11 protein-coding genes and 2 rRNA genes are annotated in these 16,729 nt (G+C 47.7%); 4 read left to right on the top strand and 9 right to left on the bottom strand.

Going from position 1 to position 16,729, the window contains the following annotated elements; all coding sequences use genetic code 11:
- Positions 1–19 precede the first annotated feature (19 nt).
- A complete protein-coding gene (locus L336_RS03640) occupies positions 20–4,552 on the bottom strand; it encodes a hypothetical protein (RefSeq protein ID WP_015641859.1) in 4,533 nt (1,510 codons plus the stop codon).
- Positions 4,553–4,561: 9 nt separating this feature from the next.
- Positions 4,562–4,873 carry a hypothetical protein gene (locus tag L336_RS03635; protein ID WP_015641858.1) on the bottom strand — a complete coding sequence of 104 codons (312 nt, stop codon included), beginning with the start codon at positions 4,871–4,873 and terminating at the stop codon, positions 4,562–4,564.
- Between the two features lie 215 nt (positions 4,874–5,088).
- Here L336_RS03635 and L336_RS03625 point away from each other — a divergent pair, with 215 nt between their 5' ends.
- On the top strand, positions 5,089–5,925 hold the full coding sequence (locus tag L336_RS03625; protein WP_015641857.1) for a hypothetical protein: 837 nt from the start codon (positions 5,089–5,091) through the stop codon (positions 5,923–5,925).
- 59 nt (positions 5,926–5,984) lie between these two features.
- Positions 5,985–6,296, top strand: coding sequence for a hypothetical protein (locus L336_RS03620; protein WP_015641856.1), 312 nt, complete (start codon positions 5,985–5,987; stop codon positions 6,294–6,296).
- Between the two features lie 34 nt (positions 6,297–6,330).
- Here L336_RS03620 and infB read toward each other — a convergent pair whose 3' ends face one another.
- The 3 genes from infB to L336_RS03605 form a co-directional block, all read right to left on the bottom strand.
- A complete protein-coding gene (gene infB, locus L336_RS03615; RefSeq protein ID WP_015641855.1) occupies positions 6,331–8,109 on the bottom strand; it encodes a translation initiation factor IF-2 in 1,779 nt (592 codons plus the stop codon).
- Positions 8,110–8,159: 50 nt separating this feature from the next.
- Positions 8,160–9,230, bottom strand: coding sequence for a 30S ribosomal protein S1 (locus tag L336_RS03610; protein ID WP_128817308.1), 1,071 nt, complete (start codon positions 9,228–9,230; stop codon positions 8,160–8,162).
- Between the two features lie 151 nt (positions 9,231–9,381).
- Positions 9,382–9,843 carry an LPXTG cell wall anchor domain-containing protein gene (locus L336_RS03605; protein WP_015641853.1) on the bottom strand — a complete coding sequence of 154 codons (462 nt, stop codon included), beginning with the start codon at positions 9,841–9,843 and terminating at the stop codon, positions 9,382–9,384.
- 81 nt (positions 9,844–9,924) lie between these two features.
- Here L336_RS03605 and L336_RS03600 point away from each other — a divergent pair, with 81 nt between their 5' ends.
- Positions 9,925–10,761 carry an ROK family protein gene (locus L336_RS03600; RefSeq protein ID WP_015641852.1) on the top strand — a complete coding sequence of 279 codons (837 nt, stop codon included), beginning with the start codon at positions 9,925–9,927 and terminating at the stop codon, positions 10,759–10,761.
- Positions 10,718–11,191 (top strand): hypothetical protein, encoded by a 474-nt coding sequence (locus tag L336_RS03595; RefSeq protein WP_015641851.1) that lies wholly within the window; start codon positions 10,718–10,720, stop codon positions 11,189–11,191. The genes L336_RS03600 and L336_RS03595 overlap by 44 nt, the downstream gene beginning before the upstream one ends.
- Before the next feature lie 43 nt (positions 11,192–11,234).
- Here the strand turns inward: L336_RS03595 and L336_RS03590 are convergent, their stop codons facing one another.
- The 4 genes from L336_RS03590 to L336_RS03575 all read right to left on the bottom strand — a co-directional run bounded on the left by L336_RS03590 (position 11,235) and on the right by L336_RS03575 (position 16,377).
- Positions 11,235–11,441 carry a con-10 family general stress protein gene (locus L336_RS03590; protein WP_015641850.1) on the bottom strand — a complete coding sequence of 69 codons (207 nt, stop codon included), beginning with the start codon at positions 11,439–11,441 and terminating at the stop codon, positions 11,235–11,237.
- A 342-nt stretch (positions 11,442–11,783) separates the two neighbouring features.
- Positions 11,784–12,455, bottom strand: coding sequence for a hypothetical protein (locus tag L336_RS03585; protein ID WP_015641849.1), 672 nt, complete (start codon positions 12,453–12,455; stop codon positions 11,784–11,786).
- 420 nt (positions 12,456–12,875) lie between these two features.
- Positions 12,876–12,985 (bottom strand): 5S ribosomal RNA (gene rrf, locus L336_RS03580).
- Between the two features lie 183 nt (positions 12,986–13,168).
- Positions 13,169–16,377: ribosomal RNA gene (locus tag L336_RS03575) — 23S ribosomal RNA — on the bottom strand.
- Positions 16,378–16,729 lie beyond the last annotated feature (352 nt).

The following is a 16,729-nucleotide window of genomic DNA, read 5'->3' as shown; positions in this document are numbered from 1 at the left end:
TCTTATCCTTATGATACACCTATCGAATTGGCGCAACAAGCGCAGGTTCCTTATTCAGTGGTGTCCGTCCATAGAGACCGTGGGTCTTACGCTCCCCATAGCTGCGTCGACGACCTTGTGAATCATATTTCATCTGCTGACTAACAAACTCGCGCCCTACTTTTGTAAATTCAAACGTTACACCACCCGACGGCAAAGGCTTGATGATATACGATCCTGCAGGAGCATTGCGAAAGAAACGCGCAAGCAGTCGTTGACGTGTCGTTTCGTCCAAACGTCCAACCTCATAGGTAATAGCGGTTTGTAATCGCTGAAATGCTTCAGTATCTTTAGACCCGTCAAATCTCTCTTTTTTGATATTCATCTTATTCGCATCTCTCGCTGCGTAACCTCCCGGTCCCTTGTGATATGCTCCTTCATCATCAGAACGCCACGCCGAACCCCACCATGCCCCACCCAGATAGAGTGGTATTAAGCGATCAGCGTTTACATCGATATTTGCGCCAGCAACATACTTACCTACTCTTCTGTCTCCACCACTAGATGTTACTAAAGCACCGGTTGAACCGCTCACACCACTATAGCCCACACCGCCAGTTCCACCTCTTGCGTGGGTAACCCGTATCCCCACATTACTATCGTCAGAGCCCGCGCCACTCCAACGTGATACATCACCAAGTCCACCTATTGCAGCCATCGCTGAAGCACGTACATAAAAATTCGGTCCATCGGTATTTGCTCCTCCATGGGAATAGTGTTGTGTCGTTAATATCAAATTAAGGTCATTGACAATTCCCCATCCTGGATAACGTTCGGCAGACCTCGCATCAAATCTTGTCATACCCCTAAACACGTCTGATTGTGGATTCTGGTCAAGTGCCTCTTGATATCTACTCAAGTAGTGTCGAGATATGCCCAGCGTGTCAACGTCGTTACGTTGTATGCCGACCTCATGATCGCCGTTCATTCTACCATCTTCCATGGCCACCTGTAATGCCATAAGTGCAGTATCAACCATATCTGCGGCAACATAACCGATTACGCCACCGGTCGCTTCAACTGTATCCTTATTGTATTCGTTTTGAATAACAGCCAGCTTAAGCTGAGGAAAGTTAAGACGAGCACGTTCAATCTCAGCAAGTGTTTTAGCGATTGCTTGAGCCTGCTTTGGATCACCCTTTGCTACATCGAGCCAGTTTACATTGAGAAGGAATGTCGTTTTCTCAAGTGAAGGGGGATCTTGCTGAGCATAAAGAGAGAGCACTTTATAGATATTCTCTGACTCAAATGCTGCTCCAACGGGTAAAACGACTATCGATTTTGTCTCTGGTGAAAGAGTTGCCAGTTCCGGCGTATTCTTTACAAAATCAACTATCTTTCTCAACCCATCCGCTCCCCGCCTCCTCTCCAGCTCTGATCTATACCAATCAAGTTCATGTTTTGGATTTAGATCGGCGGAAGAGTCGGTAAGTAAACTTGGTGAACGCTCGGACCGCATCTGCTCAATAGCCTCTAGAGAGAGTTGGCGGTGTCCATATTCTCCGCTGGCCCCACCACCATAGCCATACGGGCCTGGATCTCCGTTGCGGCGCTTAACAAGCGCTTCAAGCGGCCGGCGAAGTACCAGTGGTGGCATCACGATGGGCTCAACGACACGATCGATACCCTCATGAACAGGGGGAGTCAGCTTATAATGCGGTACTACTTGCTTTTCGTGTGTCGTGACTGTATCTGCCATTGAATGTAGCGTGTTATGCCCAGTAATCGTTGCGAGTGGACGGATGTGAAGCTCTCCGTTTTGGCTCATACCATTTGTCTGCACCACCTCAGCATAGGCACCATGAAAGACTGCATGGCCATTCTCGATCGTAAAGATTCCCGGTGGCATGACGCTTGGGTCGGTTGGGATGTCGATTACCCCATCGTGCGCATGAACATCCAAGATAATCGGCATGGCCTGTGTATCCCTCGACAATGAAACTGCTAGTTTGAGATGCCCCTGGTCAGCCTCAGTCGCCCAGTTTGTGTGTTCGAGACCATGGAAAGATCCGTTTCCTGTCATTGTGGCGACACTCATTTGGACAGTACCGTTAGTTGTTACGCCCGTACTATTTGCTCCACCCCAGTGAAGACCAAGTTCATTTTTGTCAAACTTTGGTGCCGGAGTATTGTTGTCATACCAAAAATCTCGTCCGGCCGGTGTCCCGACACCTGGATGATTTACCAAAAATTGCTTTGCTGTCACTTGCTGCGTAACGCTATGGGGCGTATTGACGGTACTTGTAGTATCCACAACGCTAATATTTGCGTGCTGCAAGTCAGCTAGGGAAGCAGTGGTGAACGTACCGTTGGGATTGGTCGTGAGATTGTCTGCTATTTTTGCTCCTGTCGGGTCAGTAATAAAGAGCGAACCATTTGGATTAGTTGACATTGTATAGTTCGATGGCAGCTCAAGTGCACCACTGTGCGTACCGAGGTTTAGTTGATTATAGGTACTACTTGGCGCGATAACATTCGCGCTTGTCCCAGCTCCAGTTTGACCATGAAACCACCCTTCAAGTACTGTCTGCGTTCCATCAGGAGATGGTGCACCCCCATGCACCATATGCTCAATGAGACCATCATATGAGGGGTTAGCAAATGCAACTCCTTCTTGTACGCCAACGCTAAACAATGAGCTAACAATAACGCCCTGGGCAGCCGCCGTAGCAACTCGACGAGCCTTAAGGCGTTGAAATGCCTTATCTTTTGCGCTCATATCTTGCTGGATCGACTCTACCGCGCTCACGCAGCGTTGCAATGCCTGATTTACGGTATCACTATCGGTCATTCCGAGTGAAGAACGATATGCAGGATCAAGATCAGCCAAATGACCTTCGAGTGCTTTCTTGGCACGCCCACGAGCAATATCGAGTAGCCCCATCTCAACCGATCTCTGCCCCTGTGAGTAAGAGAATAGCTCACTCCCTTTCGCATCAGATATGTCAACCCGCGCCTGCACGCCAGCAAGTGCTTCATACATAGCCCTGACTTTTTCGGGAGTATCGAGGCCACCCTCCATCAGCCGATTTAGCTCATCGGTCGTTTGCTGCGCGCTAACCGTCTCATACATTGTTTCTTGCATCTCAGCACGACGCTTGCCGTTAACGAAATCTCTCCCTTGAGTTACCTCACGCGTATGCTGCGTTCGCTCTTCTTTGACGCGTTTATTTTCCCTGAGCGCACCGAGTGTTCCCCCCATCACTCCTGGAATGAGTGTTACGCCGGTCGCTTTCAGGACCGTTCCACGACCCACCCTACTAATAGTGAGAGCAAGCGCAGCGGCAATACCGACTGTTTCGGGTCCAACGAGCGATCCGATCTTTGACTGCTGCATCTTTTCCATGACTGAGTCAATTTTGCCATAGTCCACTTTGTAACGCGCACTCTCTCGTGCTTCACCAGAGTAAATCTTCATGCCTTCAAGTACTTGTTCGATGCTCTCACCATGCGCTACCATACCTTTGACAGCTTCCGCTATCGCGAGTAGATTATCGACACGAACTTTGCCTTCCCCAATGAGAGGACCGTTTTGTTGTCCGCCAAACCGTTCGAGCAAGCGACCACGCTCCTCACGAAGTGCAGTTGCATCTGTGATTTCACCAGATACATATCTGCGAATAAGATCTTTTGTGGCTACGGCAAACTCAGTATCTGGAGCGAGTTCTTTTCGTTGTTCACCTGCCGTAGTATGGACCGATTCATCATATTCTGAACTAAATCGATCAACAAGTGCCATCTGCGCATCGACACGCTGGTCACTAGTGTACCCGTCGTTCAGTAGGTTGATATCCTGCCCCTCACTGATGCGCTCAAGTGCATGTTTCTTATACTTTAAGATATAGAATTCACGTGCAAGACTTCCCTTCCAGGCATTCCTCAAAAACCTCTTGATTTTGCCGCCAGGAGCATTTAATTCTTCTGTCAAGCGGGCTTCTGCTGCATAACGAGCTGCGTCTTCTGCATCCACTGACTGATCCACAAAAGAGAGCTTTAGTTCAGAAGGCGCTTTTGGCTCATCGGCTGCGTCCTCGCGTGCGATAGGCATCTCTGGCTCTGTGGACGGCGAAATATCAGTCGTCGGCTCATCCGATGTCTCATCATCTGGCATATCTGGTCCCTCTGCGGGAGCCTCATCTTCATGCGTGTGCGCATCATGCCGTTGCATGTAGGCATCTTGGTCTACATCGTCGCCGGTATGGTCATCTACGACGGTACCCGGCTCATTACGATCCGCTAAGCCATCGCGGATTTGATCTGCGAACGCAGCGATGTCTTCGAGTTGCGACTGACTCACAAACCGCCCGCCAACTCTTTCTCCTGCCCTTCCCTCGTGCGCGGCTGTTGTCCCAGCCGCATACTGGACACGATCGTTACTTGCCACGTGAAGTTGCCCATTAATAAGATCGCTCACTTCACCAGCAATCTCTTTATTAGTCATTGTCAGATACTTCGCACGCTCTGCTTGCGCTTCAGCAGTATACGTATCGTGCCGCGCCTGTCGCTCAGACATACTTCTCTACTACGCTTCCTCTCCTAAATAGAGATCACGAAAACGCAACATTGTTTGCAGTGTCACTTTCTGAATGTCAACCCCGGACTCACCAACAAGTCGTTGGACTTCTTCATCTGACGCACCGCTATCGAGCAGGGAGTTAAGTGCATCCATTTTATCTTCTGGCATCGCCTCAAGGATTGCTCTGTCAATCTGGTTCAAGAGTCGTGTCCGAATATCATCAATGACGGTCTCTCGGACCCCCTCTTCCTCAAGCCCCGGGAGCTGCTTCTTATCAAGCATATCATTGATAAAATCATTCATCGGATCTTGTTGCATGGCGACCTATCCTCTTGTCATTTTTTCTCTATATTTTGATGTATATTACTTACTTGGTTATGGTAACACAGGGTTTACCACAAGCGCAATACTATTTCTCTCCCGTGATGAGTTGCTATTTGTCATTTTTATTGTGTTAATTGTATTGACTTTTTATACTATTTATGCTTATAATGATAATATAAACATATAAAAATCAAAAAAGGAAATCCCTCATGAAAGAAACCTACCAGCCTCGACACGCCGCTCCCGAAGAGAGCAAGCCAGCCGATGAAGAATACACTGGCCGACACGAAGCTCCCACAACCAGCACCGGAGATCGTATCCGTGACTTTGGCCTTAACGCCGCACAAGCATCTGAGCGAGTCGCCTCATTTGTTGACAGTAAGCTACTTGCGGGTCGTGAACGACTTGAGCGCGGTAAAGCAATACTAGGTAATATCGGCCGAGGAGTGCTCGGATTGACCGTTATTGCTGTTGAGGGTGCGGGAAAAGTGGGTACGAGAGGCGTGGAATCTGTCAAAAATGATATCAAAAGTAATGTTGGCTTTTCTAGGGACGTTGTTTATGAAGCACTCAACTCTGCAAAGGAGAACGTAACCGATGCTACTAAAAAAACTGGCAACTTACTTGACCGTGCCGGTCAGTGGGTGGCCGATGGCAGCGAAAAAGTTGGCAACAAGATCAATAAGGGTGCTGAGTACGTTTCTGATGTTGCGGGTGCCTCTAAAGAGGCGATGGCAAACTTTCGTAAACGCTTAGAAAAACGCGCAAATGAGGCTGAGACACGAAGATGGGGTCGACATGCGAAATGGATGACTATGAAACGAAATGTTATTGAAAGCGCACGTTCCGCACGAAAGAGTGTTGAGTCATTTGCAGGCGATACCCATGAAAAATCAAAAGCGGCGGCTAGACGCGCGCGTATCCTTGGTCGAGTAGCAATGGCCCGCGGTCAAGCCCGCTATCATGAGTTACGTGCCTCAACGACCGCCGCAAAGGAAGCATTTGTTACCACCCGTGACACTCACCGTGAACAAAATCGTTTCTAACAAGTATAATAAAACGACAGTAGTAGCCCAATAAGAACAGAAGGTAGATAAAAAATAATATGAACCAGCAACAACCCCCCCTTATTACCCGCGAATCTCTGGCGCTCATCGGTATTCAGCTTGCCGACGCGAATGCGGATACCCTGATCGAGCAATTCAATAGCACACTTCAAGAACGCATTGGCACAGAAGTAACCAATATTCTCGATGATAATCAGCTAAAAGAATTAGTAGATGTCCAGGAGTCTGGAAACACGCAGGCCGTACAAGACTGGCTTGTTGCAAACGTCTCTGATCTCCAAGAGATCGCTCAGGATGAATATGATATTCTTATGGGTGAAATAGCCGCCAATGCAGACAACATACAATAGAGAAGCCCTCTAAGTCTTTCCGTAGAAACGTACCCTATTTGAGGGTACGTTTTACGAGTTCGCGGGTAAAGAACTCAAGTGTATCACCGATCTCAAGTGAGAGTTTTTTGTGAGTCTTGAGACTCAACCCGCACATTTCACCCTCAAACACCTCTTTGGCTTCTTGTTGCTGTCGCTGCACACTCACTACTTCGACTTCGGCGAGCTGATCACCTGCATGCTTTGCGCGGACAAGCAAGCCGGTAGTCACTTTACCATGTGTTACTTCACCGCCACATATCACTTCGTCTCTTACGGTCCTAAATATACCCTTCAGTGTCATCGTACCAACTTCTGTCTCAACAACTTCAGGCACAAGTAGTCTTTCTATAGTGTTTCGCGCATCATCAAGGAGCTCATAGATCACCTTATAGAGTCTCACCTCTACTTTATCTCTTGCGGCAAGTCGCTTCACTGCAGGCGGCAACTCGATATTAAATCCGTAGATAATAGCACTTGAACTACCCGCAAGTCGAACATCGTTCTCGGTGATATTACCCACCCCACTACCGATAATTCTTAGATTCACTTCACCACCCGTGTCTACCATACGTAGGCTATCCATTACTGACGTCAGCGAACCCTGCACGTCAGCTTTCACGATAACATTCAGCTCTTGGGTGTCGTGCTTTTGTGTCATAAGTTTTAGGAGATCAGCACCAGTTACGTTTGTACTGGCGGCAAACTTTTCGGCCTCTTGGCGCGCTCTCTCGACGAGCAGCCTCGCTTCACGTTCGTTTTTTACAGTGGTGAACACATCACCAAATTGTGGTAACACTTTGAACCCGGTGACTGTCACGGGCGTCGATGGACCCGCTGACTTCAGTGGTTTCCCTGCAAAATCAAGCAGAGTCCTGACTTTTCCATAAGAGATTCCTGCAACGAGGAAATGTCCAGGTTTCAGCATACCCTGTTCAACCAAGAGACCCACTACTGATCCGCGACCTGTTTCCATGTGGGCTTCAATGACAAGACCTTCCGCCGGCACATCAACATCGGCTCGTAGTTCTTCCATATCCGCGACCAACAGTACCATATCAAGAAGCTTATCCAGCCCCTCGCGCGTTTTTGCACTTACTGGCACCATCACCGTATCACCGCCCCATTCTTCGGGGTTAAGTTGGTGTTCGCTTGCTAGCTGCGCCTTGACCATATCGACATTTGCAGCTTCTTTGTCGATTTTGTTTATCGCCACAACAATTTTTGCGTTAGCAGTTCTTGCAAATCGAATTGCCTCGATTGTTTGTGGTTTTACTCCATCATCGGCCGCAACTACAATCACCACCACATCTGTAAGTGTTGCGCCATGCTGACGAAGTGCAGCAAACGCTTCATGGCCTGGAGTATCAAGTAAGGTAATAGGTCGGTTATTTCGCACAGTCTGATACGCAGATATATGCTGCGTTATCCCGCCAGCCTCACCAGCGACAGTCTTAGTGCTGAGAATCGCGTCAAGCAATGAGGTTTTTCCATGGTCGACGTGGCCCATTACTGCGACGATTGGTGGTCGATCGACAGCTCGTTCCGACGGAGTATGAAGCCGTTGTACTGCTGTCGTATCAACCTGTTTACGTTGCAGCTCCACATCAAGACCGAGCTCACCCACGATAATAGTAGCGGTCTCAAAATCAATGCGCTGGTTGATTGTCGCCACAATACCGTTTTTAAACAGTTCTCCGACAAGTTGTGTCACGGGAAGATTAAGCGTTTCGGCCAGCTCACCTACCGTGATTGAATCAGCGATAATGAGCGTTTTCTTCTCTGGCTGGCTCATGGCTCTCCTTTCCGTCTCTATCAAAGAAACTATTTTATATATGCGTAAGCTTATTTCTTTTTACCGGCGAGACTCAGTGAAATCTTGCGATTTTCCTTATCGACATCAAGAATAACAAACTCTTTGCGTTCATTGAGCGTAAAGACTTTTTCTGGGTCGACATCACTGCCACTCCCTAGTTCAGAGATATGGACAAGTGCTTCAACTGCTGGACTGATTTGCACAAATGCGCCGAATGGTGTAATGCGCGTGACCGTTCCTTCTACTTTTTCGCCCTTCTTGAATTTTTCAACCTCATCAAGCCATGGGTCCTTTGTGAGCTGCTTCATGCTCAAGCTAAGTCGTTCTTTATCGATTGAGATGATCTTAGCTTCGATTGTCTGACCAACTTTCACATAATCACTTGGATTATTGACACGCTCCCAGCTGATCTCAGAAATATGCACGAGCCCCTCAATGCCATCGACATTCACAAATGCTCCGAAATCTACAACACCCGTCACCACGCCATTAACCGTATCGCCAATCTTTAACTTCTCAAATCGAGCTGCTAACCCATCTTTAATCGCTTCTTTCTCGCTAAAAATGAGTTTGTTTACTTTTCGATCGCAGTCCAAAATCCTTACTTTCAAAGATTGACCAACGAGTGCATTAAGGCGAGCTAAGATCTCATCTTTGTCGGCACTTCCTACGCGTGGGTAATGCTCAGCAGAAAGCTGCGATACTGGCAAGAAACCACGTACGCCCTCGTATTCGACAAGCATACCGCCGCGATTTGCATCGTAAGGGGCTACTTCGATGATCTCTCCCTCATCCATCTTTGCCTGAACTTCTTCCCAGCCACGATCCTTTGCAGCTTTCCTCAGACTCAGTAAGCTGTAACCGTTGTCCAACTCCGCATCTACCACACTGGCAGTCACTTCGTCGCCGATATTCAACTGACGGCTAAATCCAACTTCACGGCGGGGCACATAACCGACACCCTGTGCTCCAAGATCAATCAATACTTCATGTTTTCGGACCGTAAGAACATGTCCGATTACTACCTCACCTGCAGTAAGTTGTTTAACGCTGTCACCCGCAAGCAGGTCATCCATTGTGATAGTGGCTTTTGTTGCCATAAATAAGTTATCAATGAAATCCGTCACTCTATAAAAAGAGCACGAACTCACCAAAACTCCTCTCTTATAGTTGCTATTATTTTCTTAGTGCTCGCAAAAAAATGCTCGCCCAAGACTCATCTCTTATTGTACACTAGTGAGCGCTCTCAGTCTAGAGTATGGCACGTGAACGTCGATAGGCCGTCACAGAACCCGCTAACAACCCAGCACCCAGAATGCCAGCAAACATATCCTCCGCGGGGCCGGTATGAGGCAAGGATGAACCACCTGTGCTCGAGTATGATGACGTCCCACTTGTGGTCTGTGATGAATCGGTAGCGGGTGAATTCGTTTTGTTCTCAGCAGCAGCTGCGGCATTCTGATCCTGAGCTTTTTGTTCCTCCCTCTTCTGGGTATTGCCTGTTGTCTGATTTGTTTGGTTATCGCTGTTTGTAGATGCCTGACCCGTCGAGGTAGATTGATCGCTCGAAGCTGTTTGGTTAGTATTTTGCGCAACTACCGCCGCGGAGGTATTTCGACGGATAAAATAAATACCCGCTACTAATAATGCTACTAATGTCGCCCCCACCAGCACATATCCGAGAACCGAACCCTGCTGTCGTAACCGTGTCATATGCACCTCTCAAGTTATTGCTCATTATTATATCCTCTTTGAGAGTAAAAGGCAATTTATTTTTTATGCTACACTGGAAATATGTTGATAACAATTGATACGGGTGGGACAAAAACTCTTGTGGCGTCATTTGGTAGTGATGGCAAAATGGGAGAGTCGATCAAATACCCCACACCAGCAGACCCAAAGGAATATGCAACTACTTTAAAGAATGTTGTGCGTGAACAATACGGACAAAAAAAAGTCGATGCGATTATACTGGCACTACCTGGCGTCGTGAAAGACGGGGTTGCAGTATGGTGCCCCAATATTGGAAGCGGCTGGATAGATGTACCCATTGCCAAAATGCTCCACGATATCCTTCCAGATGTACCGCTATTGATTGAAAATGATGCCAAGCTCGCAGGACTAGCCGAGACACGGAGCCTACACCCGATTCCTACCTGCTCGCTCTATGTCACCATCAGTACAGGTATCGGAACCGGTGTTATTACTAATGGACGTATCGATCCAGGCCTGCGCAACAGCGAAGCTGGTCACGCATTGATTGAATATGATGGTAAGGTCCGGCAGTGGGAATCATTTGCCTCCGGCCATGCCATTGTCAAGACCTACAAAAAATATGCAAGAGATATCACCAGCAAACGCACCTGGCATCAGATCTCCGATCGCATTAGCCGTGGTTTCCTCGCTGTTATCCCCATTATTCAGCCGGACATCGTTATTATTGGCGGAAGCGTCGGAACCTATTTTGATCGCTACGGCGATATGCTGGTCGATATATTACGCGAGCACCTGCCGCCTCATATCCCCTGCCCCAAGTTTGTCCAGGCTCAACACCCAGAACAGGCAGTAATTTACGGATGTTACTATTATGGCAAAGACTTCCTGGCTGATAGAGCAGCTCAAAGCCAGTAAAGATAATCCCCTTAATTTCACCAAGGGAACGACTTTTGGCTGGGATTATTCCACGCATACCGTCACCTACGACCCCTCGCGTCGCAAGTGTGACGCGTATCTCTTGCACGAAGTAGGCCATGCGATACTAGGACATCAAGGGTACCAGACTGATACACAATTACTTGAGATGGAACGAGCCGCCTGGGACAAAGCCCGAGAGCTCGCCGATATGTACCAAATCATCATCGATGATTCCGACATCGAGGAGTCACTTGATACCTATAGAGACTGGCTACATAGTCGTTCTCTCTGTCCTCACTGCAACTCAACCGGGCTACAGGCTGCGTCAAATCACTACCGCTGCGCCGCCTGTCAGCATGAATGGCGCGTCAATGAAGCGCGAACCTGTGCCCTAAGGCGATATAGCACTAAAAAACGTTCGCGCTAACGAACGTTTTTTAGTCTATTTCGACTCCTATTTGTCCAGTGGCTTACTTTTCAGTTGCTACTGTCTTTTTTGTGCGACGTGAAATGCGTCCACCTTTTGCGCCCGCGATACGAGCGAGTTGTGGGTTTGCAGCAAAACCACCAGTGTGGCCATTCTGACCACCCTTGCGACCAATTTTTGCATAAAAATTAGGGTCTTTTGCAAGGTTCTTTTGTGCAGCCTTCAGGCCGCCAGCTTTTGTTCCAGCCATTTCAAGCTTCTCCCTGCCCCAACGGGCAAATTAATAAGGGCTCCGGCGACCCCTGATTAGGAGCGCCAAAACCCTCGCTTTACCTCACATCTGAGATGTGTATGTATCTATATTAGCACAAACGATACAAAATGTCAATGGTTACAGATATTATTTTTATGGTGAAATAACTGTTGCACTTATGCTTGCTGTGCGATATTATATATAGGCACCTGTTTGAACTCTGATCAAAAAACTACGAGTTCACCACAACATGGATTCTCGCTTCCTGCGAGATCCGAGAATCCACCATCAAGTAATACCCCGTCGATTGTCGGGGTATTTGTCTAGGTAATAGCGAGTCTACCTAGCAATGGCACCGAAACTCGCGAGTTCTGGGATTTGCTTAAGCAAATGAGCCCACACTCCTGCGTCGCTAGCTACCCGTTTTTTACTGATACATCGTACACCACCGGCATATTTAGAAGTGCTTTTGCCGCCAATTTTTACGGAAATAGGAACCTTTTTTGTGCCCGATAAGATATATAAATCATGATTGTAGGCAGAATACTGGCTCTGTTCTTCTCGAGGCGATGCCATATATGCAGATATACCGTGGTTTAACAGCTCTTCTAGTACTTGCAGCTCAAAGTCATACGATTCGTCTTTAGAGCCAGGGACTGGATCAAGTATTTGGGTACGAAGTGTGTTGATTGCCCCAGCCGTGCTAGTCATTAATTTCAGGCTAGGATCCAAGCGCTGGACTCGTTGCTCATACATTTCACTCATCGCTATTATCACTGCGAGCTCCATGCACTTTACTGAATTTTCTTCTCCCGTCAAGCGCCTCTTAAACTCCTCTATAGCCAAAACAAGTTGCTCACAATCTTGATCAGCAAGAGCACGTTCAAGCGTCCCCCATGTAGCACGATTCTGAAACCCCGATAAATCTCCCACCTCAAACGGAGGAAGCTCCTCGGCAAGCTTCAAAGACAACGAGCGCGTAGTATGAAGATGCTCTACGTTAGTTGACATATTTGAATATTTATTTCCTAGTTAAATTACACTTCAATCTTATCATAAACGTCTCATAAAGTCAATGCTCCCTTGCTGACCTACCACACCATTGCAACATCCCGCCACCTCGGTAGCCTCTTAGAAACAGTCTTTCATGCTAGCACTCTGACGGTATCAGGCATTCTAGTAGGCCCACGCAAAAACCACCCTTTCGGGTGGCTTTATGCATAATTCGGCGCCGTGCTAGTTTCCCACTTGTGGCAGTATAATACCTTTGCTTTGCAAAGATGTAAAACTGCGTCGTCTCGGAAAAGAAAACAAGTTTTCTTTTCGCTCATCTCCTTGTTTTATCCGCCGTCGGGTTTATCCTGCGCAAAAGCAGAAATACCAAAAGAAGCGAATTTACAAAAAAACCTCCTTTCGGAGGTCTTCTTGAAAATTCGGCACCGTGCTAGTTTCCCACTTGTGGCAGTATAATCGCCGCTGATGAGCTTGACTTCTGTGTTCGGAATGAGAACAGGTATTTCCTCATCGCCATGGGCACCGAAATAAGGCTTTGCTCCTCTGAGGTTCCAGCGCAGGGCAACCTGGGAAAAGCCTTATTTCGATGTCAATGACATAGACACGGTAACTTGTGAAAGATTGAACGTTGGTGTATGAACACCAATTACTAGTTAAGTCTATCTTATTTAGCGTCACTATCGCAAGCGATAATTTTCACTAAATAAGAACATAAAAAGGCAATGGGACTATTAGTATGCTTCGGCTCCATATGTTGCCATACTTCCACCTTGCACCTATCAAACAGATAGTCTCTCTGTGTCCTCATAGGGAAATCTAATCTTGAGGTTAGTTTCGCGCTTAATATGCTTTCAGCGCTTATCTAGTCCGCACGTAGCTACCGGACAATGCAGCAGGTGGCCACAATCCGTACACCAGAGGTGCGTCCGCCCCGGTCCTCTCGTACTAGGGGTAGATCCTCTCAAATTTCCTGACGTCCATACCGGATATAAACCGAACTGTCTCACGACGTTCTGAACCCAGCTCGCGTACCACTTTAATCGGCGAACAGCCGAACCCTTGGAAGGTGCTCCCCCTCCAGGATGTGATGAGCCGACATCGAGGTGCCAAACAGCGCCGTCTATGTGAACTATTGGGCGCTATAAGCCTGTTATCCCCAGGGTAACTTTTATCCGTGTGCGCTGTCGATCCCACATTCAATGAACAAAGTTCTATACAGCGGGTCACTTGCTCCGACTTTCGTCTCTGATTGGAATGTACTCCTCACAGTCAAGCTGGCTTGTGCGCATACACTATCACTTCGATTTCCATCCGAAGTTAGCCAACCTTTGAACGCCTCCGCTACTCTTTAGGAGGCAACCGCCCCAGTTAAACTACCCATCATACACGGTCCGCTGACCGGATAACGGCCAACGTGAGATCAAGATCACAACAAGGTTGGTATTTCACGTTGCGGCTCCACAAATACTGGCGTATCTGCTTCAAAGCCTCCCAACTATGCTACACATGGTGTAACCCGGATCAATGTAAAACTGTAGTAAAGCTCCATGGGGTCTTCTCGTCCTGGTATGGACAGACGGCATCTTTACCGCCAATGCACTTTCACCGAGTCCTTCGCTGAGACAGTGCCCACATGATTACTCCATTCGTGCGGGTCAGAACTTACCTGACAAGGAATTTCGCTACCTTAGGACGGTTATAGTTACCGCCGCCGTTCACTGGGGCTTCAGTTCGCACCGTAAAGCGCTCCCCTTAACCTTCCAGCACTGGGCAGGAGTCAGCCCCTATACATCCACTTTCGTGTTAGCAGAGACCTGTGTTTTTGATAAACAGTTCCGTGGGCTCTTTTGCTGCGGCCCCCACATCGTTAGATGTGTGAAGTTCGCGTACAAAAGAACAAGCCGATCTTTAAAAATCATTATTGCTCTATCTCAGTAAAAAATATTGGTTCATAAAAAAGGATTTTTCGACGCTTATATCCAAAGATACAGCGCGTACTCATGTGTAAGTCATTACACTTACACGATTTAACCTTGTTTTTCAAATACTTTCGCGTGAGGTGTACGCGGCACATATCCACCGAAGTGGGGGCAGACCTTATCCCGAAGTTACGGTCGCTGTATTGCCGAGTTCCTTAGCGAAGGTTCTCTCGTAAGCCTGAGTCTACTCGACTCGAGCACCTGTGTTGGTTTGCGGTACGGGCGGACATAGTCACGCGCACATCTGCTTTTCTAGCCAGCGCCTTTTCCAAAATTGTCATCCAAAGGATAACTTTCACTCCCATCGGGTTCCCCCTAGGTTGGACGGATACATACCATGAATCCGCTTCGAATATCTCACCGTGAACAGTGTGCAAACTACGCCGGTTCAGGAATATTAACCTGATGTCCATCGCCTACGCTATGCGCCTCGGCTTAGGCCCGACTAACCCTGAGATGATTACCATGGCTCAGGAAACCTTGCTCTTACGGCCGACAGGATTCTCACCTATCTTATGGTTACTCATTCCAGCATTCTCACTTCCTAACGCTCCACAATGCTTCACAGCACTGCTTCACTGCAGATAGGAACGCTCCTCTACCACTTGTATTGCTACAAATCCATAGCTTCGGTATTACGTTTAGCCCCGTTACATTTTCCACGCAAGATCTCTTGACTAGTGAGCTGTTACGCACTCTTTAAATGAATGGCTGCTTCTAAGCCAACATCCTAGCTGTTTAAGAAATCTCACCTTGTTTCCCACTTAACGTAAATTTAGGGACCTTAGCTGATGGTCTGGGCTGTTTCCCTTTTGAGCGACGAACTTAGCTCCGCCGTTCTAACTGCCGCGCTTACACACATGGTATTCGTAGTTTGTTAAGGGTGAGTAGGATTGCTCCCCTCAGTCCTTTACAGAGCTCTACCCCCACGTGCTACTACGCAACGCCAGTCCTAAAACTGTTTCGAGGAGAACCAGCTATCTCCGAGTTCGATTGGCATTTCACCTCTAACCACAAGTCATCCGGGCCCTTTGCTGCGGACTACGGTTCGGCCCTCCACTACCTGTTACGGTAGCTTCAGCCTGCTCATGGTTAGGTCACCCGGTTTCGGGTCTACTCCTTGTAACTAAATCGCCCTATTCAGGCTCGCTTTCACTGTGGCTCCGCCAAATGGCTTAACCTTGCTACAAAAAGTAACTCGCTGGATCGTTCTACAAAAAGCACGCCGTCACCGGACAAGCCGGCTCCGACTCCTTGTAGGCACTGAGTTTCAGGATCTATTTCACTCCCCTCCCGGGGTTCTTTTCACCTTTCCATCGCTGTACTAGTTCACTATCGATCGTATATTATGTTTAGCCTTGGGAGGTGGTCCTCCCGGATTCAGACAGGGTTTCTCGTGCCCCGCCCTACTCGATACCACACATATAAGGTCAGCGTCGTTTTCGCATACGCGGCTATCACGTCCTTTGGCCAAGCCTTCCAGCTTGTTCTGCTAACTACGCTGATTTTTTACCTTACCCGAGTCATGATAGTGCTCGGTCACAAGTCAGATTATTCAACCAAGGTTAAATCCTCTGACTTGGTCTTGTGTGATGTCACAACCCCTTATAAGCATTGGCCTATCAGCCGTATCTATCTGTAAACAGACAAAAACTTGTAAGGTTTGGGCTCATCCCGTTTCGCTCGCCACTACTCCGAGAATCGTTATTTACTTTCTCTTCCTCAACCTACTAAGATGTTTCAGTTCAGTTGGTTCCCGCTCCACTAACCTATGTATTCAGTTAGGGGCAACATGACATTACTCATGCTAGGTTTCCCTATTCGGAGATCTCCGGATTATAGCTTGTTGACAGCTACCCGAAGCTTATCGCAGTCTTCCACGTCCTTCATCGGTAATATACGTCTAGGCATCCACTACAGTGCCCTTGAGTACCTTTTTATGCATTGACTTAACTAGTAATTGTTGTTCACAACCACATCATTACCGTCAATCTTTCATTTCTTACATCATCAAATTGTTAAGATTCGTGCTCCCATATCTTAAGCGCACATTTCTATACATCGTGCTTATGCTTGATGTAATTTTGTCTGCGTTTAAGGTGTTGGTGGTTTCGTAACTCAGCCTATCGTACCACCCGTCAACTACCGTGTCCAGGGCAATATCGTTGTGATTTTCGCGATAAAAAATCCTCTCGCGTTTCGGATTGTTTTGTACCAAAATCGCCAGAGGTTCATATGAACATTCGCTTACTAAGGGTCTATTGTACTCGCTTTTTGCGAGAATTGCAAGGG

It is taken from the genome of Candidatus Saccharimonas aalborgensis (assembly GCF_000392435.1).
Classification (GTDB): Bacteria; Patescibacteriota; Saccharimonadia; order Saccharimonadales; family Saccharimonadaceae; genus Saccharimonas; species Saccharimonas aalborgensis.
This window is presented reverse-complemented; position numbering and strand designations above follow the sequence as displayed.